We start from the raw sequence: 26,037 nt of genomic DNA on the forward strand, positions 1-26,037 counted from the left end.
GTGTGTTGAACGAGATCGCAGGTCGCTCACGCGGCCTCAGCGGTCTCCAGCTTTTCGCGAAGAGCATCGATGGTGGCCGCAGCCTTGCCCATCGTGGCCTTCATCATGCCCGCAGCCTTCGCCAGCAGAACCTCACGGCTCTCGAGCGCGGCGTACTTGTTGACCTCGTCGGCAGAGAGGGCGTTGCCCTCGAAGATGCCGGCCTTGATCACGAGAAGCGGGTTGGCCTTGGCGAAGTCACGAAGAGCCTTGGCAGTGGCGACGAAGTCACCATGCACGAACGCGACGGCCGACGGACCCTTGAGGTCGTCGTCCAGCGCGGTGATGCCAGCCTTGTTGGCGGCGATCTTGGTCAGCGTGTTCTTCACCACGGCGTACTCAGCGTCCTGACGGATGCTGTTGCGCAGCTCCTTGAGCTGGGCAACCGTCAGACCGCGGTACTCGGTCAGCAGAACGGCAGTCGAGTTCTCGAATGACTTCGTGAGCTCGGCAACCGATGCGTCCTTCTGCGCCATGGTCACTCCTTGGTGTGTACGAGGCGCCTCACGGAGGTGAGGCGCCGACCCCTGACCGCATGCAACAGAAAAGCTCCGGCGCAAGCGCACGGAGCTTTGAGAAGTTCGTGTCCTGCGCGGGCCCCTGCTGAGCAGAGCTTCGATCGCCTCGCGTTCACACGCACGACGATGACCAGCGGTCTTCGGTTGCTCCTACTCTACCCCACCGGCATCCCCTGCCCAAATCCCGCGCATCACCGCCGGTGGGCCGCGCGCCCGCCGTGCCCTGCGAGTGCGTCGGCGGCGCGGATCAGGCTCAGATGCGAGAGTGCCTGCGGGGTGTTGCCCGCCTGCCGCGCATTCGCGACGTCGTACTCCTCCGACAGCAGGCCCAGATCGTTCGCCATCGCGATCAGCCGCGCCATCAGGTCGCGGGCCTCGTCGATCCGGCCGCTCGTCGCGTACTGCTCGACCAACCAGAAGCTGCACGCGATGAAGGGATGCTCTCCCCCGTCGAGCCCGTCGACGCCCGACTCCGTCCGGTACCGGCGCACGAACCCGCCTGTCAGCAGGGTGCGCTCGATCTGCTCCACGGTGCGCAGCATGCGCGGTTCGTCCGGGGCGCAGTACCCGACCTGGGGAAGAACGAGCAGCGAGGCGTCGACCTCGGTCGACCCGTAGTGCTGCACGAAGCAGCCCCGGGCCTCGTCGACTCCGCGCTCGTCGATCTCGCGCCGCAGGCCGTCGCGGACCGTCGTCCACCGCACGGCGTCACCCGGGAGATCCCGTTCCTGCACCGCGCGCACCCCTCTGTCGAGAGCCGCCCACATCATCACCCGCGAGTGCGTGAACCACTGCGGCTCGCCGCGGATCTCCCAGATGCCGTTGTCGGGACGATCGAGCGCGGCGATCACCTGCTCGATCAGCGCCCTCTGCAGCGGCCACGAGAAGTCGCCCTCCTCGAGTCCGGCGATGCGGGCGCACTCCAGCGCGACCAGCACCTCGCCGATCACGTCGCCCTGATACTGGTCGACCGCACCGTTGCCGATGCGTACGGGTGCTGCCCCCTCGTACCCGGGCAGACTCGTGAGCTCGCGCTCGATGAGATCGCGCTCCCCCGCGATCCCGTACATGATCTGCACCTCGTTCGGCTCGCCGGCCACCGCTCGCAGAAGCCAGCGCCGCCAGTGATGCGCCTCGGAGAGGAAGCCGTGTGCGATCAGGGCCTCGAGCGTGAGCGCCGCGTCCCGCAGCCAGACGAAGCGGTAGTCCCAGTTGCGCGCGCCGCCGAACTGCTCGGGGAGCGATGTCGTCGCCGCCGCGACGATCCCCCCGGTGTCCCTGTTCGTGAGGGCGCGCAGCACCAGCAGTGACCGCACCACCTCGCTGCGGTAGGGACCCTCGTGCTGGATACCGCTCGCCCACCCCTGCCACCACGACCGAGTGGCGGCGATCGCGTCGTCGACGTCGAGCGGCTTCGGCGCGTGCTCGTGCGAGAGGAACCAGCTGAGGGTGAGGTCGCGGATCTCTCCTGCTGCGACGCGGAACTCGGCGCGGTGCCGATGGTCCTCCGCCACGAGCCGCACCCCGCGGACGACGACCGCTTCGGGTCCGGCCGTCGCATGCAGCGCAGGCTCCTCGGCCGTGCCCACCTGCCGCACCCAGGGAAGCCTGCGGGAGTAGTCGAAGTGCAGGCGCAGCTCGGTCACGAAATCGACTCGCCCCTCGATGCCGACGATCCGCCGCACGACATCGGTGCGCGACGCCTGATGCGGCATGAACTCCTGCACCTCGGCGATGCCGTCGGCCGTCTCCCACCGGGTGACGAGGATGAACGTGTCCGACACGTAGTGGCGTTGTGAGGTGGCATCCGCGTCGAGCGGGCGCAGGCTCCAGCATCCGTTGCTCGGCTCCCCCAGCAGCGCCCCGAAGAGCGAGGGCGCATCGAAGCGCGGCAGACAGAGCCAGTCGATGCTGCCCTCCTTCGACACGAGCGCGCCCGTGCGGCAATCGCTGAGCAGGGCGTAGTCCTCGATGGGAGCGGGCATCGAACGAGTCTCGCATGTTCACCCGGGGGTCGGAGCGGTTACGGTGAGTGCATGACCGATGCGACGACGCTGGTGATCCTCGGGGCCGGTGGCGACCTCACCTCCCGGCTCCTCCTGCCTGCACTGGGCCAACTGCTGACGAGAGAGCCCGAGCGTTCGGTGCGCATCATCGGCGCCGACCGCCAGGAATGGTCGGATGCCGAGCTGCAGACCGTCGTGACGACGGCGTTCGCGACGATGGACGCCGACGACGCCGCGTCACGGGTGGACGTCGCCTACCGGCGCACCGACATCACCCGCGCGGAGGAGCTGCGCTCGCTGCTCGGCGGACTCACCGGTCAGGTCGCCGTCTACTTCGCGGTGCCTCCGGCCGTCGCCGCCGCATGCATCGCGGCGCTCACTCCCGACATGCTGCCCGCCGGCACGATGCTCGTCATGGAGAAGCCCTTCGGCACCGACGAGGCGGGCGCCCGCGAACTGAACCGCATCCTGACCGCGCTCGTGCCCGAGAGCCAGGTGTTCCGCGTCGACCACTTCCTGGGCCGGTCGACCACCCTGAATCTGCTCGGGGCACGCTTCGCGAACCGCATCCTCGAGCCCCTCTGGTCGGCCGAGAGCATCGAATCGGTCGACATCGTGTACGACGAGTCCCTCGCACTCGAGGGACGTGCGGGGTACTACGACCGTGCCGGCGCTCTGGTCGACATGATCCAGAGCCACCTCCTTCAGGTACTCGCCGTGCTCGCGATGGAGGAGCCGGCCACTCTCGACGAGGTCGACTTCCGCGAAGCGACCGGCGCGGTGCTGCGCGCGACCACGGTGTGGGGCGACGACGCCGCGGCATCGTCCCGTCGCGCCCGCTACACCGCCGGCGAGATCGACGGCACGGCGAAGCCGTCGTACGTCGACGAACCTGGCGTCGACCCGAGTCGAGAGACCGAGACACTCGCCGAGGCGACGTTCGAGGTGCGGAACGCCCGGTGGGCGGGCATCCCGTTCCGGCTCCGCTCGGGCAAGGCCCTCGGCACGCCTGCCCGGGAGATCGTGGTGCGCTTCCGCCCTGTCCGCCACCTGCCACGCGGACTCACAGGCACGTCGGACGGAGCGGTGCTGCGCTTCTCGCTCGGACCCGACCGGATGTCGCTCGAGCTGAACCTCAACGCGTCGCAGGACCCCTTCGAGCTGGAACGGGCGACGCTGACGGCCGAGCTCGGAGAAGGAGCGCTCAAGGCTTATGCCGAGGTGCTGTCCGGCGTTCTCGACGGCGATCCCATGCTCGCCGTGCGGGGTGACGCCGCCGAGCAGTCCTGGCGGATCGTGGCGCCCATCCTCGAGGCGTGGCGGCGGGGCGATGTTCCGCTCGACGACTACGTCGCCGGATCATCCGGCCCGGAGGGGTGGCCCGCACACGGCTGATCCGTCGGCGCAGAGCGATCGCCGAGGGATGGTGCGAGCGGCGTGTGCGCGAGCGGAGCGTCGGCGGACGGGGTTACGCTCGAGAGGTGACCCCGGAACTCCAAGCTCGCATCGTCGCGGATTCCCGTGACCGCGTGGCCTGGATGCGGGCACGCTCCCGCGGGATCACCGCGACCGACGTGGCAGGCCTCACCAGTGAGAGGTCGATCGCCCGCGCGGCGGACTCGAAGCTCGGCGGCGGCCCCCGCTTCGGCGGCAACGCGTACACCGATCACGGACGACGCCGTGAGCCCGAGATCGCGGCGTGGGTCGCGGCGACCCACGGCATCCTGCCTTCCTCCGCGCTGTTCCGCGCCGAGGTCGAGCACCGTCACCTCGCGACCCCCGACGGCATCGCCGTCGATGCAGACGGCCGCGTCAAGCTCGCCGAGATCAAGACGACGAACAAGGCCTTCCGCGGCATCCCCCGCACCTACCTCCGACAGGTGTGGTGGCAGCAGCACGTTCTGGGTGCGGAACGCACGCTGTTCGTGTGGGAGGAGCACGTCGACTTCGCACCCATCCACGACGAGCCGCGGTGCCTCTGGATCGATCGCGACGATCGCGAGATCGCGAAGCTCGTGGGCCTTGCCACCGACCTGATCGACGAGCTCTACCGCCGCACCACAGGCCAGCAGGTGCCGACCCGGATCGCCGAGGCGACGGCTGCGGCCGCAGCCAGCCGCCGCGAGCATCTGCGCGAGCGCGACGCCTTCCGTGCCCTGGCTCTCGCCGACTGATCCTGCCGCTCAGTAGCTGAGGCGGGTGCTCATGACGCATTGCGGATTGGCGCCGAGCAGCCCGAATGAGGCTGTCGCGACGAGCCAGTGCGATTTCCACCCGCCGGGTCCGTTGAAGCGGATCCCCAGCGTCTTCGATCCACCGAGGATGTTGGCCAGAAGAGCCCCGCTGATCGTCGTCACATAGGCCGTCGGCGTTCCCGACGTGCTGACGTTCTGCAGCAGGTTGCTGAGGATCGGCTCGAGCAGCCCCGCATTGTTGGCCAGACCGAATTCCGCGTCGGTCAGGGAGAGACCGGTGACTCCGGCAGGGACCCGCCAGTAGATCGTCACGGTGGGGTTGACCCCCGCCAGGCCGCTCTGAGCGGTGCAGCCGGGCACTCGAGAGCTCACGGGCTCGGGCACGTCGAACGCCGCGAACGTCGCGGTCGCGTGCTCGCCGTCCGTGAAGGCGGCGTCGGTGACCTGGGCCGCGGGGGTGATCGCCACACCCACGAGGAGCGCGACGCCGGCGACTCCGGCGAGCACGCGATGCTGCATCTGCCTGGTCATGAGCGGCCACCGGCTGCGTCAGCAGGGCCCCTGCCACGTCGCAGGACGACGGAAGCCGCGCCGGCCAGGAACAGCCCTCCCCCGAGGGCCAGCACCCACCGCGCATCCGTCGACATGCCCGTGGCCGCGAGTCCTCCGTCGGGACCGATCACGGCCGACTCGCCCGCCCCCTGAGCATGCACGCGCACCTCGGTGCTGCCGGCATCCGGGCCGCCGAGCGCGATCGAGAGCCGCAGATGCGCGACATCGCCGTCGGACATATCGACCAGTGGGACCTCGACTCCGTCGCGCGGCAGCGGCCACGCGGTTCTCAGCGCACGCGCGCCTCCAGGGCACTCCGCACCCTCCCAGGCCCGCATGCACACGTGCGCGTCGACCAGCAGGTCCGCATCGCCGCGTGCGCTGATCCCGATGCTCACGGTGCCGGGATCGGGGGCGTCGGCGCTCACCGTCACGTCCCATCGCACCGGCTCTCCTGGCCGCAGGCTCGCCGCCGCATCCCAATCGGCGACGGAGACCAGACGGAGCACCTGCCCCTGCACAAATGCGGTCGTCGGGGCGGCCACGGCCGGGCCCCCGACGCCGAGCGCGCCGATGCCGGCGATCGTCGACACCGCGATCGCCGCGAGCAGCCGCACTCGGGTTCTCCCCCTCATGCGCCCACCTCACGTGCCGCGCGGGGCCAGAACGCCCACACCACGAGCACCGACGCGCCGATCGTGAGCGCCCCGAGCACACGGGGATCCCCGAGCCCGGCGATGGCCGCGGCCACCCCCGGCACCGAGAACAGGACGATGCGCACCGAAGTCACCTCGTAGGGAAAAGGGTCGTCGTCGGCATTCGCGTCGCCGCGCATGGTGATGAGGCGCTGGGCGTCGTCGGCGCCCGCCTCGACGGAAGTGACCCGGTGGGTCACCGGCAGATCGCCGGGACGGTCGACGGTGACGACGTCGCCGACCTCGATCTTGGATGCCGGCACCCGCTGCACGACGGCGACGGCGCCCGCGGGAATCGTCGGAGACATCGACCCCGTGCGGAACATGATGAGCGTGATGTTCGCAGTCAGCGCGAGCACCACGAGAATCATGCAGGCGACTCCGGCGAGCGCGGCCACCCACAAGGCGATGTCGCCGAGCATCCGCCCTGCGCCGCGCCCTCGTCGCGCACGGGGAGCCGACGCGTCGTCGGTGTGCGGCGCCCGGTCATCCTCCGCCGACTCCCGAAGGCTGCGCCTCGTGAGAGGGGCATCGACCGCCGGTTCGCTCGCCATCTCACGACGCCGTTCCGAGGATCTGCCACGTCTGCACGGCAGTCAGCCCCTGCGCGGTGTTGTCGGTCGCCGCGGGAAGCGAGACCGCGAAGCAGTAGTTGACGGTCGTTCCCGAGTTCGCCGCCACTGCCTGCGTCGTCGTGCCTGCCGTGTTCATCGCGGAGTTGTCGGGGACCACCGAGGTTCCGGCCGCATAGGTCGTGCCGTTGCAGGTCGTGCCGCCGATCGCACGCACGCCGTAGCGCAGATAGGTGCCGAGCCCCGTGCCCGTGGTCGACACGACGTTCAGCTGCAGCGAGCCGGCGACCGAGGGGTTCGCCGTGCGCACGCTGAAGAGCGAGTACACGGTGCTGCCGGGAACCATGGCGGTGAACGGTGCCGTGAAGGTCAGGGCGGCGGGCGTTCCCACGGGATGGCTCGAGAACGTCGTGCCGTCGGTGGCGCCCACGATGTCGAAGCGGCCGGCGGTGAAGGTCGTGCTGCCGTACTCGGAGTCGTTCCAGGCGGCGAGAGTCATCGTCGCACCGACCCCGAACACCATTCCGGCCGCGAGCAGGGCGCGTATCCGGCGGGAGCGCAGTCGCTTCGCCGCCCGCATGCCGCTGCGGGTGTCAGCCATGATCAGTTGGCTATGGAGGTGGCTGTGAACTCCCACGTCGCTGTCGCGAGGTCGCCCTGCTCGAGATCGGCGCCGGCGGTGACGGCGAAGCAGAGCTGCACAGGAGTACCCGCGGTGCCGGCTGTGGCTCCTTGCGTCAGCGGCACCGAGGTCGCGCCCGTCTGGTCGCTCAGCGTCGCGCCGGTCGCGACCACCGTGCCCGCGGCCGTCGCATCGCACGCATCGGCTGCGGAGATCGCTGTCACCGTGTACGAGAGGTTCGCCTCATTGCCGCCGGTCCCTGCGGTGATCCCTGCGGGAATGAGGGTCGCGTCGTTGGTCGTGGTGCTGTCGAGACGCACCCAGAACGGTGCGTAGACGACATCGCCCGGAGACATCGACGACGCGACCTCGGGCAGCTGGAACACCAAGGATGCGGCGGCATCGCCGTCGTCGACGTTGTGGTCGGCATAGTCGGCCGTGGCGCTCGTCGTCGAGCCCTCGAGGTTGAAGGAGCCGGCCGCGAACGTCCCGGTCGCGAACTCCGAGTCGTTCCACGCCGCGAGAGTCACGCCGACGCCGACGCCGACGCCGAGCACCACACCTCCCGCCAGAACCGCCAGAACCTTGCGTTGCGTATCCTTCGTCGCCATCTCGTTCCCCCTCAGGAATCGGCTCTCGCGGACGCCTGGGAATGATCGCTCCTGGGTGATCTGCATCCACGTATTCAGGTGTTGCGAGCCATCCTGATCCAGATAATGGCCGATCACAAGGGTTATCGACAATTCGATTGAACGTTCATTCAGCAAAAATGCTGCCCCATCAGGCGATCCTGCATCTCGGTGTCGACGTCAGCGAACGAGAACCCGACGCGCTTCGTCGGCGACCTCCGCCGCGATCACGTCGAGCAGGTCGGAGCGCAGGTTCCACTGCTGCCAGTAGAGAGCGACCCGTACGGGATCGCCGCCGAGCGGCACGAGAGCGTCATCGTGCTGCAGGCGCGGCACCATCCCCCATCCGAGCCCCAGCCGCACCGCGAGCGCGAAGTCGTGGGACGCCGGAACATAGTGTCGCGGCACGCCCTCGGGCGCGACGCCCTGCGATCGGAGCCACGCATGCTGCAGGGTGTCGCGTCGGTCGAAGTCGACGAAGGGGGCAGCGGCCAGTGCCTGGGGGGTGACCCCGTCAGGGAACCACCGCTCCGCGAAGCGCTCCTCGGCCATCGCCCGGTACTCCAGCACACCGAGCGGGGCGACGGAGCATCCCGCCACCGGCGTCTGCTCGCTGGTGACCGCTGCCATCACGGTGCCCGATTCGAGAAGGCGCGCGGTGAAGTTCTGATCGTCGCGGTGCAGGTCGACATCGATGTCGTGCACGGCTGCGAGCCGGGCGATCGGCGGCAGGAACCACGTCGCCATCGAGTCGGCGTTGACCGCCAGCGGCACGCGCATGCGCGGCGCATCTCCGTCGAGCCCGAGTCCGCCGAGGGCGTCGTGCTCGAGCAGCGCCACCTGTCGCGCGAGACGCACCACCGCTTCCCCCGCCTCGGTGAGCCGAGCGGGCTTGGACCTGACTATCAGCACACGACCGAGCTGCTGCTCGAGCGCCTTGAGACGTTGACTGACTGCCGACGGCGTGATCTGCAGCACGCGGGATGCCGCATCGAGGGTGCCCTCGTCGGCGACGGCGGCCACGGTGGACGCGAGTTCGGGGTCGATCTTCACATGAGCGATGCTAATGGTTCACAAGGAATCCTCGCTGGTGCTGATGTCGGGGCGGTCCTACCGTTGACGCATGCTCTCCGTGTTCTCGGGTCTCGGACTCGGCCTCTCCCTCATCGTCGCGATCGGCGCCCAGAACGTCTTCGTGCTGCGGCAGGGCATCCGTCGCGAGCATGTCCTCGCCGTCGTCATCGTGTGCGCCCTGTCGGACGCGCTGCTCATCGCAGCCGGGGTCGCGGGACTCGGCGTCGTGATCTCGGCCGCGCCCTGGCTCGTGGTCGTCGCACGCTGGGCCGGCGCCGCGTTCCTGCTGGTCTACGGTCTGCTCGCGGCGCGCCGGGCCTGGCGGGGCGGAGAGGAGCTGCGAGTGAACGGTGCGGATGCTGTCGCGGCACACCCCGACGCACCCTCTGACCACGCGGTGACCGTCCGCACCGCGACCGGCACGCTCGCGGGCACGACCGCCACCGCCACGCGCACCGCACTCGCACCCGTGCTGCTCACAGTGCTCGCCCTCACCTGGCTGAACCCGCACGTGTACCTCGACACCGTGCTCATGCTCGGATCCATCGCGGCGACGCACGGCGACGAGCGCTGGCTGTTCGCGGCGGGGGCGATCGCCGCGAGCATCATCTGGTTCACCGCCCTGGGATTCGGCGCACGCCATCTCGGCCGGTGGCTGCGCACCGAGCGCTCGTGGCGGGTGCTCGACGGCATCATCGCCGTCGTGATGATCGTGATCGCGATCAGTCTCGTGATGCCCGTGCTGATCGGCTGACCCGCCGTCAGTCGCCGTCGAGCGGTCGGAGGATGCGGGTCAGGAAGCGCTTCGTGCGCTCGTGCTGCGGGGCGCCGAAGAGCTGTGCGGGCGCACCCTGCTCGATCACGACTCCACCGTCCATGAACAGCACGTGATCGGCCGCCTCACGCGCGAAGCTCAGCTCGTGCGTCACGACGACCATGCTCCACCCCTCGTCGGCGAGCTCCTTGATCACCAGCAGGACCTCGCCCACCAGCTCGGGGTCGAGCGCACTCGTCGGCTCGTCGAAAAGCAGCAGGTCGGGTCGCAGGGCGAGCGCACGCACGATGCCCACGCGCTGCTGCTGGCCGCCCGAGAGCTCGTGAGGTCGCGCATCCGCCTTGTCGGAGAGCCCCACACGGGCGAGCAGGGCCCGCGCCTCGGCGATCACCTCGACCTTGGGTCTGCCCTGCACCCGCCACGGACCTTCGATCACGTTCTGCAGCACCGTGAGATGCGGGAACAGATTGTGGTGCTGGAAGACCATCGCCGAGCGGTCGCGCAGCGCGAGACGCTTCTGCGCCCGGGTGCGCTTCGACACCGGATCCGACGGGGCGAAGTCGACGTCGGGACCGCCGGCCACGACGATCGTGCCGGCATCCGGCGTCTCGAGTCCGTTGAGCGCACGCAGCACCGTCGTCTTGCCCGATCCGCTCGGACCGATCAGCACGACGACCTCGCCGCGGTGCAGAGTCAGGTCGATGCCGCGCAGCACCTCGTTGTCGCCGAAGCGCTTGTGCAGGCCGCGAGCGGTGAGCAGCGCATCTGCCGTGGACCTGGGCGCGCGCGCCGGATCAGTGAGCGACATTGCGGTCGAGCCTCCTCTCGAGTGCGCTCTGGCCGAACGACAGCACCAGGCAGATCACCCAGTACACCAGCGCGGCTGCGAGATAGACCACCATGAACTCCAGAGTGGCCGCCGCGATCTGCTGCGCCACCTTGAAGAGCTCGGTCACCAGGATCAGCGAGGCCAGCGATGTGTCCTTCACCAGCGAGATGAACGTGTTCGACAGCGGCGGCACCGAGACCCGCGCGGCCTGCGGCAGGATCACCCGGGTGAGGGTGCGCGTGCGATTCATGCCGACCGTGTACGCGGCCTCCCACTGCCCCTTCGGTACGGAGAGGATCGCCGCCCGCACCACCTCGGCCCCGTAGCCGCCCACGTTCAGCGACAGCGCGATGATCGCACTGGTCCAGGGATCGAGCTTGAGCCCGACCGATCCGAGCCCGTAGAAGATCACGAACAGCTGCACGATCATCGGCGTGCCGCGGATCACCGAGATGTAGAACCTGGCGATGCTCGACAACACGGGATTGACCGAGATCCGCATCAGCGCCGCGCCGATGGCGAGCACGAGGCCCAGCGCGAACGAGATCAGCGCAAGCGGAACCGTCACCGTCACACCCGCGAGGGCGATCGGGCCGAGCGAGTCGAAGAACAGCTGCCAGGGGTTCTCCATGGGTTACTGGGTCACGTCTTCGCCGAAGTACTTGTCGCTGATCTCGGCCAGGGTGCCGTCGGCACGGAGCTCTTCGAGAGCGCCGTCGATGGCCTCGACCAGGTCGGTCTTGTCCTTCGTGAAGACGAATGCCTGCTCGCCGGCCTCATCGGTCTCGGCGGCGATCTTCAGACCCGACGGGCTGTTGGTCGTCTCGTAGTCGAGGAAGGTCAGCTTGTCGTTGATGGTCGCATCGACACGGCCCTGACGCAGCAGCTCGACGGCCTGGGCCCAGCCCTCGACACCCTCGACCGTGGCACCGGACTCGGTCGCCAGTTCGTACCAGTTGCTGGTGAGCGACTGCGCGGTGGTCTTGCCCTCGAGGTCGTCGAACGACGAGATCGAGTCGTCGTCCTCGGCGACCACGATCACTCCGGGCGAGACGGTGTACGGGGTGCTGAACAGGTACTTCTCCTGGCGCTCCTCGTTGATGCTCACCTGGTTCGCGATCACGTCGAAGCGCCCCGCGTCGAGGCCCGCGAAGATCGCGTCCCACTGCGTCTCCTGGAACTCGACCTCGAGGTCGAGCTTGTCGGCGACCGCCTGGATGATCTCGACGTCGAATCCGGTCAGGTCGCCGGTGCCGCCGTCGTCGTGGAAGCTGAACGGACGGTAGGTGCCCTCGGTCGCGACGGTCAGAGTGCCGTCCGTGACGAGGCCGAAACTGGATCCGCTCTCACTCGAGCCGCTCTCGGCGGGAGTGGTGCTGCCGCTGCAGGCAGTGAGCGCTGCGGCGACGACGACCAGTGCGGTGGCGGCGATGAGACGACGGGACATGTGACCCTCCTGGGGTGCGGTGAGGCGCGGGTGCTGTGACGCGGAACTCACCTACAGTACGCGGACTGTCGCCAGCATCCCACATCCGATGACGCCGGATGTCGCACCCCGCACGCAGAAAGGCCCCCGCAGATGCGGGGGCCTTTCGTGAATCACACTCAGATGGCGTTGACGTCCAGCGGGATGCCGGGGCCGAACGTGGTCGACACGGCGCCCTTCTGGATGTAACGGCCCTTCGAGCTCGACGGCTTGAGGCGCACGATCTCTTCGAGCGCTGCGCCGATGTTCTCGTCGAGCTGCTCGGCCGAGAACGACGACTTTCCGACGACGAAGTGCACGTTGGCGTGCTTGTCGACGCGGAACTCGATCTTTCCGCCCTTGATCTCCTCGACGGCCTTGGCCGTGTTGGGGGTCACGGTGCCGGTCTTCGGGTTCGGCATGAGTCCACGCGGACCCAGGACCTTTCCGAGACGACCGACCTGGCCCATGAGCTCCGGGGTCGAGACGGCCGCGTCGAACGCGGTCCAGCCGCCGGCGACCTTCTCGATGAGCTCGGCGCCGCCGACCTCATCTGCACCTGCGGCGATCGCTGCCTCGGCCGCGGGGCCGGTGGCGAAGACGATGACGCGAGCGGTCTTACCGGTGCCGTGGGGCAGGATGACGGTGCCGCGCACCATCTGGTCCGCCTTGCGGGGGTCGACAGCGAGCTTCAGCGCGACCTCGACGGTCGAGTCGAACTTCGTCGAGCCGGTCTCCTTGGCGAGGGCGACTGCCTCGGAGGGAGTGTAGAAACGGTCTGCCTCGATCTTCTCGGCGGCAGCCTTGTAAGCCTTTGACTTCGTAGCCATGATTATTCTCCTCAGCCCTCGACCGTGATGCCCATGGAACGGGCGGTGCCGGCGATGATCTTCGAGGCAGCCTCGATGTCGTTAGCGTTCAGGTCGGCCTGCTTCTGCTCGGCGATCTGACGGACCTGCTCCTTGGTGATCTTCGCCACCTTGACCGTGTGAGGCGTCGACGAGCCCTTGGGCACGCCGGCGGCCTTCTTGATCAGCTCCGCGGCAGGCGGGGTCTTCAGGACGAAGGTGAAGCTGCGGTCCTCGTAGACGGTGATCTCGACGGGGATGACGTTGCCGCGCTGCGACTCGGTCGCGGCGTTGTACGCCTTGCAGAACTCCATGATGTTGACGCCATGCTGACCGAGCGCGGGGCCGATCGGCGGCGCCGGGTTGGCTGCACCGGCGTTGATCTGAAGCTTGATCAGGCCGGTCACCTTCTTCTTCGGTGCCATATCCTCTTCCTTTCATCGAACGGATGCCGTGTGCATCCGCTCTCCCGCGAACCCGGCATCTCCGGGCTGCGGTCGTCTGGGCGCACGCCGAAGCGGCACGCAAACCACACAAGTCTACCTGATCCTGAGGCATGCCGGAACGCGAGAACGGCCGCCCCCGAAGGGACGGCCGTTCTCGTGCACTTCGAGGGGCTGGGTCAGCCCATCTTGGTGACCTGGTCGAACGACAGCTCGACCGGAGTCTCGCGCTCGAAGAGCGAGACGAGCACGGTGAGCTTGCCGCTCTCGGGCTTGATCTCGCTGATCGAACCCGGAAGACCCGCGAACGAGCCCTCCTTGATCGTGATGGTCTCGCCGATCTCGAAGTCGACCTCGGCGGGCAGCGGACGTGCGACGGCGACGCCGCCCTTGGCCGCGATGTTCTTGGCGGTCGGCACGTCCTTGACCTCGACGAGCGACTTCAGCATGTTGAAGGCCTCTTCGAACCGCAGCGGCGTCGGGTTGTGGGCGTTGCCCACGAAGCCGGTGACACCCGGGGTGTGGCGCACGACCGACCAGGTGTCTTCCGTGAGCTCCATGCGCACGAGCACGTAGCCCGGGATGCGCACGCGGGTGACCATCTTGCGCTGGCCGTTCTTGATCTCGACGACATCTTCCATCGGGACCTCGACCTGATAGATCTCGTCCTCGACCTCGAGCGTCGACTTGCGCTGCTCGATGTTGGCCTTGACCTTGCGCTCGAAGCCCGCGTAGGAGTGGATGACGTACCACTTGCCGGGGAGCATGCGCAGGTCGAGACGGAAGGCCTCGTAGGGGTCTTCCTCCGCGTCGTCCTCGTCGGACTCGGCGTCTTCTTCAGCCTCGACGGCTGCGGCCACAGGGTCGTCGCCGTCGACGTCGACGACCGGGCGGTCGTCCTCGCCGTTCACGTCGGGCCCGTCGTACGGGGTGACCTCGTCGGCCGCCTCGGCTTCGTGCTCGGCGGTCTCTTCGGCCACAGAATCGTTGAGGACCTCAGCGGCGGCCTCAGCCTCAGCCGCTTCGTCCAGGTTGAGAGCGTCGTTCACGATCGCGTCAGCCTCCGGGTCGTCGATTTCGATGTCGGTGTCTTCATCGGTGGTGTCGTCGTCTTCGCCGTCGACGTCCTCGATGTGGAGGGCGACGTGCTCGGCCGACGTGACGGACTTCTCTTCGGCTGCGAGGACGTTGCCCTCCTGGGCCTCGTCTTCCTCGCTGGACTGCTCAGCGGCAGTCGCCCAGTCGGCGTCGTCGGAATATCGTTCAGACACGTTGTTTCTTTCCAATCATTGCGGCACGAGCCGCAAGGGCATCAGGCGCCGGGAACTCCGAAAACAATGTGCGTCACCCACGCGAACAAGGTGTCCAGACCGTAGACGATGCCCATGACGATCAGCACGAAGACCAGCACGACCGCGGTGAACTTGACCAGCTCCTTGCGGGTCGGCGTGACGACCTTGCGAAGCTCAGCGATGACCTGACGGAAGAACAGGGCGATGCTCCCGAAGAAGCCGAGGGGTCCGCGCTTCTTCTCGCGGGTGGCGCCGGCCGCGACGACATCGCCGCGCGGTTCGTCCTGATCCATCCTGAATGTACCTTTCGTGTGTCAGCGTGCGCTGACGCGCAGGGCGGACAGGAATCGAACCTGCAACCTGCGGTTTTGGAGACCGCTGCTCTGCCAATTGAGCTACCGCCCTAGAGACCGGTGGTCTCGGGGTGTGATCTTCATCCTGCCACCGAAACCTGGCCGGAAGGACCGGGGCACGGCGAAAGAATGCAGACAACAACTGCTCGTCAAGCATACGGCATCCCCCGGCCGGTTCCGAACCGGCGCCGGCATCCGTGTTGTTGTTAGGCTCGAGCGGGTTCGACGAGAGGCGATGCGGGTGAGTGCTGACGTGCAGCAGTTCCAGGTGGATCTGCGCGGTGTCGTCGACCTGCTCAGCCGTCACATCTATTCGAGCCCACGGGTGTATCTGCGCGAGCTGCTGCAGAACGCTCGCGACGCCGTGACAGCGCGCCACGAGGTCGACGGCGGGGGCGGACGCATCCGGATCACTCCGCTCAGCGACTCCTCCCCCGAGTTCGTGCTGCGCGACGACGGCGTCGGGCTGACCGCCGCCGAGGTCGCCGACCTGCTCGCCACGGTGGGCCGCAGCTCGAAGCGGGACATCTTCGATCTGCCCCGCAGCGACTACCTCGGCCAGTTCGGCATCGGCCTGCTGAGCTGCTTCATGGTCGCCGACACGATCGTGATCCGCTCCCGCAGTGCGAGGGGCGGCTCTGCCGTCGAATGGACGGGCAGCGCCGACGGCACCTTCCGCGTGGTCGAGATCGACGACGACCTCCCCATCGGCACGAGCGTGCATCTGAGACCCCGCTTCGACGCCGACGAACTGCTGCGCCCCGCCGCCGTGCGCGAGCTCGCGACGACCTTCGCCGAGTTCCTGCCCGTGCGTGTCACGATCGACACCCCGAACGGCGAGGTCGACGTCACGCGACGCGCACCGTTCCTCGATGCCGCTGAGCACCTCGAGGAGGCAGTGGAATACGGGCGAGATCTGCTCGGGGCGGCACCCCTCGACGTGATCGAGCTGAGCGAGTCGGCCACCGGCACCCGCGGCCTCGCCTACGTGCTGCCGTTCGCACCTCCCCCCGGCGCCCGGCAGGCGACCAGGATGTATCTGGGGCGGATGCTGCTGTCGGAGCGGGTCGACGATCTGCTCCCCGACTGGGCGTTCTTCGTGCGAGCGGTGATCGACTCCACGGGTCTCGCCCCCACCGCGAGTCGGGAGTCGCTCGTCGACGACGCGGCACTCGAGCGAGCGCGCGAACAGCTGGGCGCCGGCATCCGTCGATGGATCCTCGAGCTCGGTCTGCGCGAGCCGCACCGACTCGCGCAGTTCGTGGCGATCCACGAGGTGGGGCTCAAATCCCTCGTGCGGCACGACGAGGAGCTCGCGCAGTTCATCACACGCTGGCTGACTCTCGAGACCACGCACGGCACGCTGCGCATCGGCGACCTCGTCGAGCGGTTCCCGCACGTGCGATACGCCGCGACGGTCGACGAGTTCCGGCAGGTCGCGGGGATCTCGCCCGGCTCCGAAGTGCTGGTGAACGGCGGCTACCTGTACGACGCGGATCTCGTGCGGATGCTTCCCGACCTCTACCCGCACCTCACGGTCGAGGCCGTCGACGTGACGGGCGAGCTCGATCGGCTCGACCCTCCTCCGCTCGACGACCGCGACCTCGCCGTCGCGCTCGAGGCACGGGCAGGCGGCGTGCTCGCGGCATCCGGGTGCTCCGTCACCGTGCGGGCGATCGATCGCCCGGACCTCGCCGCGCTCTATGTCGCGGATCCCGAGGTGCTGCGCCGCATCGACCGCGGACGCACCAAGGGCATCACCGGATCACTGTGGGGCGGGGTGCTCGACCGCATCGACAGCACGCTCTCGGCCTCCCGCGACGATGACCTCACCACCCGGCTGTGCCTGAACTGGTCGAACCAGGTCGTGCGCGCTCTCGTGCGCGTGCAGGACGACGCGGTGTTCGCGCGCACGGTGCAGCTGCTGTACATCCAGGCGCTGCTCGCGGGCCACCATCCGCTCAGCGATTCCGACCGTGCTCTGATGACCACCGCGCTCACCGACCTCGTGGCGCTCTCGGCCGGCGTCGAGGGGGACTCGATCCCCTTCCCGGGCGCGCCGTGAGCCCCCACGTGCCCTGAACCGCAGAAAGAGAACCTCTCCCATGGCCCGTCCGAAGAAGCGCTTCCAGCAGCTCATCGAAGAGATCGACATCACCCCGTGGGGTCCCGCCGAGCAGGCGCTCGTCTCGGAGGCGGTCGCGCTGGCCGTGGAGCTGGGCGACGAGCAGCTCGAATACCAGGCGCGGATGCGCCAGACCGCGTCGGCGAACATGAACGGCGCGACAGACGTGATGCTGAACTCGTTCGCGTGGTGTCTGGCCAGGCACGACGCCGACCCGCAGCGGTTCCCCGCCGACCTCGACTACGGCGGCGCCGACCTGATGTGGCAGTTCAAATGGATGGCATCCGCGCTGCGTTCGTCGCCGGCGTTCTCGGTCGACCAGATCGCGGCCGTGCTCGACGACATGGAGGCGCACTATCGCACCGCGGGCCTCGGCCTCAGCGGCGTGCTCACCGCTCGGTTCGAAGACGCATGGGACGCGGGACGCCTCGACGACGCCGAGGCTCTGCGCGTGCGCCTGGAAGCGACCCCGCGCGACGAGCACAGTCACTGCGACGCGTGCGGTCGCAGTCAGTTCGCGGGCTTCTTCGCCGAGACCGACCGCGATGCCGAGGCCATCCGCCTGGTCGAGGAGATGCTCGAGGGCGGCTTCTCGTGCGGCGAAGAGCCCGAGCACGCGCTCTCGCGCGTACTGCTCCCCTACCTGCGCGCCGGGCGGTTCGACGAGGCCAAGAGCGCGCATCTGCGCAGCTATCGCCTGGCCAAGGACAATCCCGACAACCTGCGCATCGTGGCGAACAACATCGTGTTCGCAGCGGTCACGGGCAACGAGGCGAGGGCGCTCTCGCTCGTCGAGCGACACCTCTCCTGGCTGGCGCACGACGGCCTGAATGTCGACGCGCACTTCGCCGCCCTCGCGGCGATCGCCTTCGCGCTCGATCGCGTCACGGCCACAGGTCACGGTGACACTCCCGTGCGTGGTGCGGACTCCGACGCTCTCGAGCGGTTCTTCGGAACGCATGAGGGCACCTGGACGGCCGAAGAGCTCGCGACGGCGGCCTGGGCCACCGCCGAGCGCATCGGCGCCGAGTTCGACCGCCGCGACGGCACCGACGGACATGAGCGCAGCCTCGCGCGTATCCGCTCGCTCGCCGACGAGCACTACGACGTGCCGATCCGCTCGGACGCCTTCGTCGCGACGCCCGACGCCGCGACCCCGGTCGATGCCGATGCATGGTTCGATCGCACGATGGACCTCGCGCAATACGGCGCCGAGCACGAGACGCTGCAGGCTCTCCCCCATGCCCTCGCCGTCGAAGATCCCGCGAAGCTCGCGCAGCTGCTGTCCATGCGACTCGGCATCCTGATCGCACTCGACCGCACCGACGAGGCCGTCGGGCTGCTCCCCGCGCGGATCGAGGCGCTGCGCGCGGCAGGAAAGCACGATCAGGCCGACCTCGAGCAGCGCCTCGGCCTCGCGACCTTCGGCCTCGACACCCCGGATGCCGTCGCAGCCCTCGACCACGAGCTGTCGACCTCGACCCACCTGCCGGCGTGGTCGCGCGGAGACCTCGCCATCAGCCGCGCCTCGCTGCACATGCACGCCGAGGAGCCGGACGCCGCGCTGGAGATGGCCGAGCGTGCTGCACGGGCGTTCGCGGAGGCCGAAGACTCGCGCCTCGCCAACACGACGACGCTCGTCGCGATCGCCGCGGTGCTGCAGAAGGGCGACACCGAGGCTGCATCCGCTCTGCTCGACCGCCTGCTCGCGCAGGACGACCTGAGCGTCGGCCACCGCGCGCAGGCGCTGCAGACCCGTGCGCGCGTGCGGGGCGGCCGCGAGGCCTTCGCCGAGGGCGCCGCCGACGCCGACGAGGCCTGCCGACTGCTCGCGGGCCTGGGCGCGTCGAAGGCCCTGGCGTCTGCGCACCTGCTCGCCGGAGCCCTCTGGGAGGACGCCGGCGACCACGAGAAGGCCGTGACCCGGTACCGCGTGACCTCCCGGTCGCTCACACAGGAGGGCGACGACGCGACGGGAGTGGACTTCCGGCTCGCGCGCGCCATGCTCTCTGCCGGGCACGCCGAAGAGGCCGCCGAGCTGTTCGGCCATGTGCTCGAGCGCGAGGAACAGGCCGAGGTGTCGGCGGCATCCCGCGGCATGACCGCCTCGCTGCTCGCCCGTGCCCTCGCGGCGGCCGGGGAGTTCGGCCAGGCGGTCGGCGCGTTCGGCTACGCCGCAGATCTCTTCGGCGCCGACGAGGAACATGCCGATCAGGCGGTCGTGCTCACCGAACGCGCCAGGATCCTCGCGCGATTCGACGAGCACGACGAGGCGATCGCCTCGCTCGAAGCAGCATCCGAGATCGCCCGCAAAGCCCCCGATGCCGTCGGCGCACTCGTCGACGTGCTGCACAATCTGGGCCAGGCCTACGGTGCGCGCCGCGACGAGCGGGCCTTCCCGCTGTTCGACGAAGTGGCCGCGCTCGCGCAGGAGCATGACGCCGCATGGCTGCTGGCCGACGTCACCGACTCGCGCGCTCGGGCGTTGGCCGAGTTCGGTCACAGCGACCAGGCGATCGCCGCAGCGCTCACGGCGGCCGACGGATTCGCCGCCCTCGGAGACGGCGGGTCGGCAGGCGGGTCTGAGCTCTTCGCGGCACGTCTGCTCGTGGGGGGCGAGAGAGGCGCGGATGCGGTGCCGATCTACCGTTCGGCGATCGAGCACGCCGAGGCGAACCCGCCGCTGAGGCAGGTGTCGGCGCTCGAACTGGGTGATGTGCTGGAGGCTCTCGGCCGCCCCGTCGAGGCCGCCGAGGTGCGGGCACTGCTCGACAGCTGAGCCGTCGCGCTGCGCGCTCACGATCCGGGGACGCAGCGCGTTTCGTCTCGCTGCTCCGCTGCTCGCTCAACGACCGAGAACATGACCGCTCCCGGTCGTTGAGCGAGGACGACGGAGTCGACCGAGACGAAACGCCCGCGGTCTCAGAGGAACTGACGCCAGTTCGCCCGCGCGAGGTCGAGCAGCTCATCGCCCTTGCCCGACATGACCGTGCGGATCGCGTAGAGCGCGAACCCCTTGACCTGCGCGGCCTCGATCGCCGGCGGCATCGACAGCTCCTGCCGCTCGGTGACCACGTCGAGCAGGGCGGGGCCGTCATGTGAGAGCACCTCGCGCACGGCATCCGGAAGGTCTTCGCTGTTCTCGACCCGTCGGGCGAAGATGCCCATCGCTTCGGCGATCGCGGCGAAGCTGGGGTTCACGAGTTCCGTGCCGTAGTTCACGAAGCCCGCGGCCTTCATCTCGAGCTCGACGAAGTTCAGCGAGGAGTTGTTCACGACGATCGTCTTCACCGGCAGCTTGTTCTGCGTGAGGGTGAGCAGCTCGCCCAGCATCATCGCGAGCCCGCCGTCGCCGGCGAGCGCGACGACCTGGCGATCGGGATGCGAGACCTGCGCACCGATGCCGTGCAGCAGCGCATTCGCCATCGATCCGTGGGTGAACGAGCCGATCAGGCGTCGGTTCTCGGTCATCGACAGGTAGCGTGCGGCCCACACCGTGGGCGAGCCGACGTCGGCGGTGAAGATCGCGTCGTCCGCCGCCTGCTCGTCGAGCAGCCGGGCGAGGTACTGCGGGTGGATGGGCCGCCCCGCCTTGGTCGGCGTCGCGAGCTCGTCGAGCTTCGCGCGCGTCTTGCTATAGTGCGCGGTCGAGTCGTCGAGGTGACCGCGATCGCTCTTCTCCGCGAGTCGCGGCAGCAGCGCGGTGACGGTCGCCCCCACGTCGCCCACGAGTCCGAGATCGAGCGGATGCCGCTTGCCGAGCTGCGATCCGCGGATGTCGACCTGGATCGTCGTGGCGTGCTCGGGGTAGAACTGCTCGTAGGGGAAGTCACTGCCGAGCACCAGCAGCGTGTCGGCCGCCTCCATCGCCCGGTATCCGGATGCGAAGCCGAGGAGCCCCGTCATCCCGACGTCGAACGGGTTGTCGTACTCGATGAACTCCTTGCCGCGCAGCGCGTGCACGATCGGGGCACCGAGCCGGTCGGCCAGCGCGACGACCTCGTCATGGGATCCCTCGACGCCCGCTCCGGCGAGGATCGTGGTCTTCGTCGAGGCGTTGAGCAGCGTCGCGGCGCGCGCGAGCTCGTCTCCACTCGGCACGACCACGGGGCGGGTGCGCTCGATGACGACGGCGCGGTCGTCGGCGATCTCGGCCAGGGCCACATCGCCGGGGATCACGAGCACGGCGACTCCGCGCTGCTCGATCGCGGCGCGCATGGCGATCTCGAGAAGGCGCGGCATCTGCTTGGGGTCGGCCACGTACTCGACGTAGACGCTGCATTCGCGGAACAGCTCCTGCGGGTGGGTCTCCTGGAAGTACCCGGTGCCGATCTCGGTCGTGGGGATGTGCGCGGCGATCGCGAGGACGGGGACCCGTGAGCGGTTCGCGTCATACAGTCCGTTGATGAGGTGCAGGTTGCCCGGTCCGCACGAGCCGGCGACGACCGCGAGCTCGCCCGTCAGCGACGCATCCGCCGCGGCGGCGAAGGCCGCGGACTCTTCGTGCCGCACGTGCACCCAACGGATGCTCCCGTCTTTGCGGAGCGCGTCGGTGAAGCCGTTGAGGGAGTCACCGGGAAGACCGTAGACACGGTCGATCCCGTTGGCGCGGAGGGTCTTGACGATGTTCGCTGCGACAGTGGCCATGCTTCGACCCTACGCCCGGGGCCGAGGCAGGCGGCCCGGCAGTATTACGGTTTTCCGCACCCTGGTCGACGGGCACCCGCAGTGACCGCATCCGCACCGCTTTGTAACGTCGAGATCATGGCGGCCTCTGACAACCTGAACGTGTTCGCGGACTGGGCCATCGGCCTGATGGAGGCGCTCGGCAGTGTCGGCGCCGGCGTCGCCGTGGCGATCGAGAACCTGTTCCCGCCCATCCCGAGCGAGGTCGTGCTGCCGCTGGCGGGCTTCACCGCGAGCCAGGGCACGATCGTGCTGTGGGAGGTGCTCGTGTGGACGACGGTCGGCTCCGTCGTCGGCGCCCTCGCACTCTACGGTCTCGGTGCCTGGCTCGGCCCCGTGCGCCTGCGCCGCATCGTCGAGCGGATGCCGCTGATGAAGGTCAGCGACGTCGACCGCACTGAGGAGTGGTTCGCGCGCCACGGCGCGAAGGCCGTCTTCTTCGGACGCATGATCCCGATCTTCCGCAGCCTGATCTCGATCCCCGCGGGGGTGCAGCGGATGCCGTTGGCGAAGTTCACGCTGCTCACCGCCGCCGGCAGCGCGATCTGGAACACGGTCTTCGTCATGGCGGGCTTCCTGCTCGGCGAGCAGTGGCATCACATCGAGCAGTACGCCGACGGCCTGCAGGTGATCGTGATCGGCGCCGTGATCATCGCGGTCTCGATGTTCGTGGTCGCGCGGGTGCGCCAGCGGACGCGCGGAACGGAGTCCGACGACGAGCGGGAGACGCGCCCTGAAGACGAGCGCGGCTCGAAGCTCCGCGATGCGCGCGACTCGCGCGACGCAGAGATCACGGCCACGCGCGGCACAATGGAGAGATGACGTCTCCCACCGGCGCTGCGGCACCGCCGCGCTCGATCCTGCGGGATGCGGTGCGGATGCTCGGCGGCACCGTGGCAGGCGTCGTGATGCTCGTTCCCACGCTGATCGCGCTGGTCACCGCCCCTCGGCGTCCGGCGCCGGCGGTGGTGCGCTCGGTGGCCGCGCGCCTCTCATGGATCGACGGCATCCCGCGTCGCACTCCCCCGCGTGCACCGCGGCTGCGCGGGCTGCTCGCGGTCTCGGCGCTGCTGCAGCTGGTGGTGCTCTGCATCCTCATCCTCATCGTGGCGGGGGTGGTCGTCGGCATCCAGATGCTCGTCGCCGCCGCGACCGGCGGCCCGGTCACGCTGTTCAGCGCGCGTCCCGGACGCGTCACGTGGACGACCGTGGGACTGTTCGTGATCCCCGGCCTCGTACTGCTCTTCCTCGCCCTCTCCGGCCTCGGCGGCATCGCCTGGCTCGAACGACGCGTGTGGCAGTCGTTCCAACGCCCTGGCGCGGGTGAGCTCTCTCAAGAGGTCGTACGCCTGCACGCGACCCTCGACGAGGTCGTCGCGGCGGTGGATGCCGAGCGTCGGCGCATCGAGCGCGACATCCATGACGGAGTGCAGCAGCGGGTCGTGGCGCTGTCGATCCTGCTGGCCCGCGTCGAGCGGGCGGAACCCGACGAGGCGCGGCGCCTGCTGAGCGGCGCGCGGGGCGAGACGCAACACATCCTCGACGATCTGCGCGATGTGGCGTGGCGGACCTATCCCGAGATGCTGCAGCGCGATGGACTCGCGGCGGCGCTCGAAGCGCTGCGCGACCGCGTCGCGATGCCGGTGAACCTCGAGGTCGAGGGCCCGGTCATGACCGATCGCGGCGCCGAGACGGCGGCGTACTTCGTGGCGAGCGAGGCCGTCACCAACGCCATCAAGCACGCACGGGCGAGTGTCATCGGCATCCGGGTGCGCACCGGGCCCGGGGCTCTCACCGTGACGGTCGAGGACGACGGGATCGGCGGGGCGGATGCCGCGGGCACCGGCCTGTCGGGCATCGCTTCGCGCGTGGCCGCACGCGACGGCCGCCTGCACGTGCACAGCCCCGCGGGCGGTCCCACCGTGATCGAGGCGGTGATCCCGTGCGGATAGCCATCGCCGAAGACTCGACCCTGCTGCGCGAGGGCATCGTGCAGCTGCTGGTCGCCGAGGGGCACGAGGTGAGTGCTTCCGTCGCCGATGCCGATGCGCTCATGGCGGCGTTGGCGGCAGACGAACCCGATCTGGTGATCGTCGATGTGCGGATGCCGCCGGACTTCGTCGACGAGGGCATCCGGGCAGCCCTCGTCATCCGGGAGAAGCACCCGGATGTCGCCGTGCTCGTGCTGTCGCAGCATGTCGAGCGGCGCTACGCGAGCGAGCTGCTCGACGGGCGCGGCGGCGTCGGGTATCTGCTCAAGGACCGCATCTCGGACATCGCGGGCTTCCTCGACGCGATCGTGCGCGTGGCCGGGGGCGGCGTGGCTTTCGACCCCGAGGTGATCCGGCGTCTGATCGCCGACCGCACAGGTCCGGACCCTCGCATGGCCGAACTGAGCGAGCGCGAGGCCGCCGTGCTCGAACTGATCGCCGAGGGGCACAGCAACGCGGCGATCGCCGAGCGGCTGTTCGTGAGCCAGAGCGGCGTCGAGAAGCACATCAACACGATCTTCACGAAGCTCGGGGTCGCCTCGGGCTCGGGCGTCAACCGACGGGTGCTCGCCGTGCTCGCCTACCTCGGTCAGTCGACGGATTGACCGAGCGTTGCGCCCCAGCCGGACCGGGCGCGCACTGCGCACACTGGCACCCGCACCCGCACCCACCTGCATGCCCATTTCACGGATGCGGGTCCGGAAAACCTCTTCCGGACCTGCATCTGTGATCTCGGCATGCATCTGCGCGCCGTCGCGCACGAAGGACGAGCCTGATTTCGGCATGCATCTGCGCGCCGTCGCGCACGAACGAGGGGCGGATGCCGTACCGCATCCGCCCCTCGCGCGGGCCGCCGCTCAGCCGATACGGATGAGCTTCTTGTTGACGAACTCGTCGGCGGCGAGGTGGCCGAGCTCACGCGAGGTGCCGCTGCGCTTGATGCCGCCGAACGGCAGCTCGGGGCTGTCGGCGAGCACCAGGTTGACGTAGACCATGCCCGCCTCGATGTTGTCGGCCACGCGCTCTGCCTGCTCGGCATCGGTCGTGAACACGTACGAGCCGAGCCCGAAGGTCGTGTCGTTCGCGAGGGCGACCGCGGCGTCCTCGTCGGCGACCCGGTAGACGACCGCCGCGGGGCCGAAGAGCTCTTCCCGGTAGACGTTCATTTCGGGCGTGACGTCGGCGAGCACGGTCGGAGCGAAGAACGCTCCGTCGCGGGTGCCGCCGGTCAGCAGCGTCGCGCCCTGTTCGACGGCCTGGTCGATCTGCTTCTGCAGGTTCTCGGCCGCCGTCTCGGACGAGACCGGGCCGAGCACGGTGTCGTCGAGCGTCGGGTCGGTCGCCTGCACGGATGCCATCGCGGCCGTGAACTTCTCGACGAAGGCGTCGTAGAGGTCGTCGACGATGATGAACCGCTTGGCGCCGTTGCACGCCTGCCCGTTGTTGTCGAGTCGCGCGTCGACGCCCGCCTGCACGGTCGCGTCGAGGTCATCGGTCGAGAGCACGATGAACGGGTCGGACCCGCCGAGCTCGAGCGCGACCTTCTTGAGGTTGCGGCCCGCGATCTCGGCGACCGCCGCACCGGCGCGCTCGGAGCCGGTGAGCGAGACGCCCTGCACGCGCGGGTCGGCGATCATGTCGGCGATCTGCTCGTTCGTCGCGAGCACGTTCTGGTACGCGCCCTTCGGGAATCCGGCGTCGTGGTAGATCGCCTCGATCGCGGTCGACGACTCCGGGCACTGCGGTGCCGGCTTCAGCAGGATCGTGTTGCCGACGATCAGGTTCGGCGCCGCGAAGCGCACGATCTGGTAGGCCGGGAAGTTCCACGGCATGATGCCGACGAGGGGTCCGAGCGAGGACCGGCGGATGATCGCCGAGCCGTCTCCGAGGATGGCGATCGGCTGGTCGGCCATGATCGCCTCGGCCTGGTCGGCGTAGTACTCGGCGATGTCGGCGGCGAAGTCGACCTCTCCGAGCGCGGCCTCGCGGGGCTTGCCCATCTCGCGCACGAAGACGTCGGCGAGCTCCTCGCGGCGTTCGCGGTGCAGCTCGGCAGCGCGACGGAGAAGCGCTGCGCGCTCGGCCACGGTCGACGACCGCGACCACTCGCGGTGCGCCTCGTCGGCGGCCGAGACGGCCTCCTCGATCTGCGCGTCCGTGAACGTGTCGAAGGACGCCAGCGTCTCTCCGGTGGCGGGGTTGATGACGGCGTAATCGGTCATGTGGTTCGTCCTCTCTTTCGGGTCCCGGTCGTTGAGCGAGGAGCGGAGCCCCGGGGACGAAACGCGGTGAGTGCGTTTCGTCTCGCTCCGCTCGCTCAACGACCGG

At 69.0% G+C, this 26,037-nt stretch carries 25 protein-coding genes and 1 tRNA gene; 8 read left to right on the top strand and 18 right to left on the bottom strand.

Going from position 1 to position 26,037, the window contains the following annotated elements; genetic code table 11:
• Positions 1 to 26: 26 nt before the first annotated feature.
• Entirely contained in the window at positions 27 to 515 is a 489-nt protein-coding gene (gene rplJ, locus AC3WS6_RS15425; RefSeq protein WP_194765244.1) for a 50S ribosomal protein L10, read from the bottom strand.
• A 233-nt stretch (positions 516 to 748) separates the two neighbouring features.
• The gene (locus AC3WS6_RS15430) at positions 749 to 2,542 is read right to left on the bottom strand and encodes a glycoside hydrolase family 15 protein (protein ID WP_492501901.1); all 1,794 of its coding nucleotides are present in this window, start codon (positions 2,540 to 2,542) and stop codon (positions 749 to 751) included.
• Positions 2,543 to 2,593: 51 nt separating this feature from the next.
• Between AC3WS6_RS15430 and AC3WS6_RS15435 the strand changes: the two genes are divergently transcribed.
• Together AC3WS6_RS15435 and AC3WS6_RS15440 are read left to right on the top strand one after the other, a co-directional pair.
• On the top strand, positions 2,594 to 3,958 hold the full coding sequence (locus AC3WS6_RS15435) for a glucose-6-phosphate dehydrogenase (protein WP_492501902.1): 1,365 nt from the start codon (positions 2,594 to 2,596) through the stop codon (positions 3,956 to 3,958).
• An 86-nt stretch (positions 3,959 to 4,044) separates the two neighbouring features.
• On the top strand, positions 4,045 to 4,737 hold the full coding sequence (locus AC3WS6_RS15440) for a YqaJ viral recombinase family protein (protein WP_492501903.1): 693 nt from the start codon (positions 4,045 to 4,047) through the stop codon (positions 4,735 to 4,737).
• 9 nt (positions 4,738 to 4,746) lie between these two features.
• On the opposite strand, the gene AC3WS6_RS15445 is transcribed toward AC3WS6_RS15440, so the two are convergent.
• The 6 genes from AC3WS6_RS15445 to AC3WS6_RS15470 all read right to left on the bottom strand — a co-directional run bounded on the left by AC3WS6_RS15445 (position 4,747) and on the right by AC3WS6_RS15470 (position 8,881).
• Entirely contained in the window at positions 4,747 to 5,289 is a 543-nt protein-coding gene (locus tag AC3WS6_RS15445; RefSeq protein WP_492501904.1) for a hypothetical protein, read from the bottom strand.
• The gene (locus AC3WS6_RS15450) at positions 5,286 to 5,945 is read right to left on the bottom strand and encodes a hypothetical protein (protein WP_492501905.1); all 660 of its coding nucleotides are present in this window, start codon (positions 5,943 to 5,945) and stop codon (positions 5,286 to 5,288) included. Before AC3WS6_RS15450 ends, AC3WS6_RS15445 begins: the two co-directional genes overlap by 4 nt.
• A complete protein-coding gene (locus AC3WS6_RS15455; protein ID WP_492501906.1) occupies positions 5,942 to 6,559 on the bottom strand; it encodes a signal peptidase I in 618 nt (205 codons plus the stop codon). Before AC3WS6_RS15455 ends, AC3WS6_RS15450 begins: the two co-directional genes overlap by 4 nt.
• Position 6,560: 1 nt before the next feature.
• Complete coding sequence (locus AC3WS6_RS15460; RefSeq protein WP_492501907.1) at positions 6,561 to 7,178, bottom strand: SipW-dependent-type signal peptide-containing protein; 618 nt, start codon at positions 7,176 to 7,178, stop codon at positions 6,561 to 6,563.
• Between the two features lie 2 nt (positions 7,179 to 7,180).
• The gene (locus AC3WS6_RS15465) at positions 7,181 to 7,810 is read right to left on the bottom strand and encodes a SipW-dependent-type signal peptide-containing protein (RefSeq protein ID WP_492501908.1); all 630 of its coding nucleotides are present in this window, start codon (positions 7,808 to 7,810) and stop codon (positions 7,181 to 7,183) included.
• A 198-nt stretch (positions 7,811 to 8,008) separates the two neighbouring features.
• Positions 8,009 to 8,881: a LysR family transcriptional regulator ArgP gene (locus AC3WS6_RS15470; protein ID WP_492501909.1), complete on the bottom strand. Its 873-nt coding sequence runs from the start codon at positions 8,879 to 8,881 to the stop codon at positions 8,009 to 8,011.
• A 70-nt stretch (positions 8,882 to 8,951) separates the two neighbouring features.
• On the opposite strand from AC3WS6_RS15470, the gene AC3WS6_RS15475 reads away from it, so the two are divergent.
• On the top strand, positions 8,952 to 9,656 hold the full coding sequence (locus AC3WS6_RS15475; RefSeq protein WP_492501910.1) for a LysE/ArgO family amino acid transporter: 705 nt from the start codon (positions 8,952 to 8,954) through the stop codon (positions 9,654 to 9,656).
• 7 nt (positions 9,657 to 9,663) lie between these two features.
• On the opposite strand, the gene AC3WS6_RS15480 is transcribed toward AC3WS6_RS15475, so the two are convergent.
• The 8 genes from AC3WS6_RS15480 to AC3WS6_RS15515 all read right to left on the bottom strand — a co-directional run bounded on the left by AC3WS6_RS15480 (position 9,664) and on the right by AC3WS6_RS15515 (position 14,959).
• On the bottom strand, positions 9,664 to 10,485 hold the full coding sequence (locus AC3WS6_RS15480; RefSeq protein WP_492501911.1) for an amino acid ABC transporter ATP-binding protein: 822 nt from the start codon (positions 10,483 to 10,485) through the stop codon (positions 9,664 to 9,666).
• Positions 10,472 to 11,137, bottom strand: a complete 666-nt coding sequence (locus tag AC3WS6_RS15485) for an amino acid ABC transporter permease (protein WP_492501912.1) — start codon at positions 11,135 to 11,137, stop codon at positions 10,472 to 10,474. Before AC3WS6_RS15485 ends, AC3WS6_RS15480 begins: the two co-directional genes overlap by 14 nt.
• A 3-nt stretch (positions 11,138 to 11,140) precedes the next feature.
• Positions 11,141 to 11,953: an amino acid ABC transporter substrate-binding protein gene (locus tag AC3WS6_RS15490; protein WP_492501913.1), complete on the bottom strand. Its 813-nt coding sequence runs from the start codon at positions 11,951 to 11,953 to the stop codon at positions 11,141 to 11,143.
• Positions 11,954 to 12,111: 158 nt separating this feature from the next.
• Positions 12,112 to 12,801, bottom strand: coding sequence for a 50S ribosomal protein L1 (gene rplA, locus AC3WS6_RS15495; protein WP_492501914.1), 690 nt, complete (start codon positions 12,799 to 12,801; stop codon positions 12,112 to 12,114).
• An 11-nt stretch (positions 12,802 to 12,812) separates the two neighbouring features.
• Positions 12,813 to 13,244: a 50S ribosomal protein L11 gene (rplK, locus tag AC3WS6_RS15500; protein ID WP_067121215.1), complete on the bottom strand. Its 432-nt coding sequence runs from the start codon at positions 13,242 to 13,244 to the stop codon at positions 12,813 to 12,815.
• A gap of 197 nt (positions 13,245 to 13,441) precedes the next feature.
• The gene (gene nusG, locus AC3WS6_RS15505) at positions 13,442 to 14,533 is read right to left on the bottom strand and encodes a transcription termination/antitermination protein NusG (protein WP_492501915.1); all 1,092 of its coding nucleotides are present in this window, start codon (positions 14,531 to 14,533) and stop codon (positions 13,442 to 13,444) included.
• Between the two features lie 41 nt (positions 14,534 to 14,574).
• Positions 14,575 to 14,847, bottom strand: coding sequence for a preprotein translocase subunit SecE (secE, locus tag AC3WS6_RS15510; RefSeq protein WP_194765229.1), 273 nt, complete (start codon positions 14,845 to 14,847; stop codon positions 14,575 to 14,577).
• Positions 14,848 to 14,886: 39 nt separating this feature from the next.
• Positions 14,887 to 14,959, bottom strand: a tRNA-Trp gene (locus tag AC3WS6_RS15515).
• 189 nt (positions 14,960 to 15,148) lie between these two features.
• Here AC3WS6_RS15515 and AC3WS6_RS15520 point away from each other — a divergent pair.
• Positions 15,149 to 16,972 (top strand): HSP90 family protein, encoded by a 1,824-nt coding sequence (locus AC3WS6_RS15520; RefSeq protein WP_492501916.1) that lies wholly within the window; start codon positions 15,149 to 15,151, stop codon positions 16,970 to 16,972.
• A 40-nt stretch (positions 16,973 to 17,012) separates the two neighbouring features.
• Positions 17,013 to 19,811 carry a hypothetical protein gene (locus AC3WS6_RS15525; RefSeq protein WP_492501917.1) on the top strand — a complete coding sequence of 933 codons (2,799 nt, stop codon included), beginning with the start codon at positions 17,013 to 17,015 and terminating at the stop codon, positions 19,809 to 19,811.
• A 143-nt stretch (positions 19,812 to 19,954) separates the two neighbouring features.
• Here the strand turns inward: AC3WS6_RS15525 and poxB are convergent, their stop codons facing one another.
• Positions 19,955 to 21,679, bottom strand: coding sequence for a ubiquinone-dependent pyruvate dehydrogenase (gene poxB / locus AC3WS6_RS15530; RefSeq protein ID WP_492501918.1), 1,725 nt, complete (start codon positions 21,677 to 21,679; stop codon positions 19,955 to 19,957).
• Positions 21,680 to 21,796: 117 nt separating this feature from the next.
• Between poxB and AC3WS6_RS15535 the strand changes: the two genes are divergently transcribed.
• The 3 genes from AC3WS6_RS15535 to AC3WS6_RS15545 are packed head-to-tail and all read left to right on the top strand — an operon-like array spanning position 21,797 to position 24,314.
• A complete protein-coding gene (locus AC3WS6_RS15535) occupies positions 21,797 to 22,540 on the top strand; it encodes a DedA family protein (RefSeq protein ID WP_492501919.1) in 744 nt (247 codons plus the stop codon).
• Positions 22,537 to 23,670, top strand: a complete 1,134-nt coding sequence (locus AC3WS6_RS15540; protein WP_492501920.1) for a sensor histidine kinase — start codon at positions 22,537 to 22,539, stop codon at positions 23,668 to 23,670. Before AC3WS6_RS15535 ends, AC3WS6_RS15540 begins: the two co-directional genes overlap by 4 nt.
• Complete coding sequence (locus AC3WS6_RS15545; protein WP_492501921.1) at positions 23,661 to 24,314, top strand: response regulator; 654 nt, start codon at positions 23,661 to 23,663, stop codon at positions 24,312 to 24,314. The genes AC3WS6_RS15540 and AC3WS6_RS15545 overlap by 10 nt, the downstream gene beginning before the upstream one ends.
• 252 nt (positions 24,315 to 24,566) lie before the next feature.
• Here the strand turns inward: AC3WS6_RS15545 and AC3WS6_RS15550 are convergent, their stop codons facing one another.
• Complete coding sequence (locus tag AC3WS6_RS15550; protein WP_492501922.1) at positions 24,567 to 25,931, bottom strand: NAD-dependent succinate-semialdehyde dehydrogenase; 1,365 nt, start codon at positions 25,929 to 25,931, stop codon at positions 24,567 to 24,569.
• Positions 25,932 to 26,037: the final 106 nt, after the last annotated feature.

The organism is Microbacterium sp. EB106-03-03-XG65 (genome assembly GCF_058791955.1).

What these genes read in the sequence shown, in the direction of transcription:
- rplJ (WP_194765244.1), bottom strand. Translation starts at nt 515, where the DNA reads ATGGCGCAGAAGGACGCATCGGTTGCCGAGCTCACGAAGTCATTCGAG.
- AC3WS6_RS15430 (WP_492501901.1), bottom strand. Translation starts at nt 2,542, where the DNA reads ATGCCCGCTCCCATCGAGGACTACGCCCTGCTCAGCGATTGCCGCACG.
- poxB (WP_492501918.1), bottom strand. Translation starts at nt 21,679, where the DNA reads ATGGCCACTGTCGCAGCGAACATCGTCAAGACCCTCCGCGCCAACGGG.
- AC3WS6_RS15475 (WP_492501910.1), top strand. Translation starts at nt 8,952, where the DNA reads ATGCTCTCCGTGTTCTCGGGTCTCGGACTCGGCCTCTCCCTCATCGTC.
- AC3WS6_RS15460 (WP_492501907.1), bottom strand. Translation starts at nt 7,178, where the DNA reads ATGGCTGACACCCGCAGCGGCATGCGGGCGGCGAAGCGACTGCGCTCC.
- AC3WS6_RS15485 (WP_492501912.1), bottom strand. Translation starts at nt 11,137, where the DNA reads ATGGAGAACCCCTGGCAGCTGTTCTTCGACTCGCTCGGCCCGATCGCC.
- AC3WS6_RS15450 (WP_492501905.1), bottom strand. Translation starts at nt 5,945, where the DNA reads ATGAGGGGGAGAACCCGAGTGCGGCTGCTCGCGGCGATCGCGGTGTCG.
- AC3WS6_RS15445 (WP_492501904.1), bottom strand. Translation starts at nt 5,289, where the DNA reads ATGACCAGGCAGATGCAGCATCGCGTGCTCGCCGGAGTCGCCGGCGTC.
- AC3WS6_RS15525 (WP_492501917.1), top strand. Translation starts at nt 17,013, where the DNA reads ATGGCCCGTCCGAAGAAGCGCTTCCAGCAGCTCATCGAAGAGATCGAC.
- AC3WS6_RS15535 (WP_492501919.1), top strand. Translation starts at nt 21,797, where the DNA reads ATGGCGGCCTCTGACAACCTGAACGTGTTCGCGGACTGGGCCATCGGC.
- AC3WS6_RS15550 (WP_492501922.1), bottom strand. Translation starts at nt 25,931, where the DNA reads ATGACCGATTACGCCGTCATCAACCCCGCCACCGGAGAGACGCTGGCG.
- AC3WS6_RS15455 (WP_492501906.1), bottom strand. Translation starts at nt 6,559, where the DNA reads ATGGCGAGCGAACCGGCGGTCGATGCCCCTCTCACGAGGCGCAGCCTT.
- AC3WS6_RS15490 (WP_492501913.1), bottom strand. Translation starts at nt 11,953, where the DNA reads ATGTCCCGTCGTCTCATCGCCGCCACCGCACTGGTCGTCGTCGCCGCA.
- AC3WS6_RS15480 (WP_492501911.1), bottom strand. Translation starts at nt 10,485, where the DNA reads ATGTCGCTCACTGATCCGGCGCGCGCGCCCAGGTCCACGGCAGATGCG.
- AC3WS6_RS15435 (WP_492501902.1), top strand. Translation starts at nt 2,594, where the DNA reads ATGACCGATGCGACGACGCTGGTGATCCTCGGGGCCGGTGGCGACCTC.
- AC3WS6_RS15465 (WP_492501908.1), bottom strand. Translation starts at nt 7,810, where the DNA reads ATGGCGACGAAGGATACGCAACGCAAGGTTCTGGCGGTTCTGGCGGGA.
- AC3WS6_RS15540 (WP_492501920.1), top strand. Translation starts at nt 22,537, where the DNA reads ATGACGTCTCCCACCGGCGCTGCGGCACCGCCGCGCTCGATCCTGCGG.
- rplA (WP_492501914.1), bottom strand. Translation starts at nt 12,801, where the DNA reads ATGGCTACGAAGTCAAAGGCTTACAAGGCTGCCGCCGAGAAGATCGAG.
- rplK (WP_067121215.1), bottom strand. Translation starts at nt 13,244, where the DNA reads ATGGCACCGAAGAAGAAGGTGACCGGCCTGATCAAGCTTCAGATCAAC.
- secE (WP_194765229.1), bottom strand. Translation starts at nt 14,847, where the DNA reads ATGGATCAGGACGAACCGCGCGGCGATGTCGTCGCGGCCGGCGCCACC.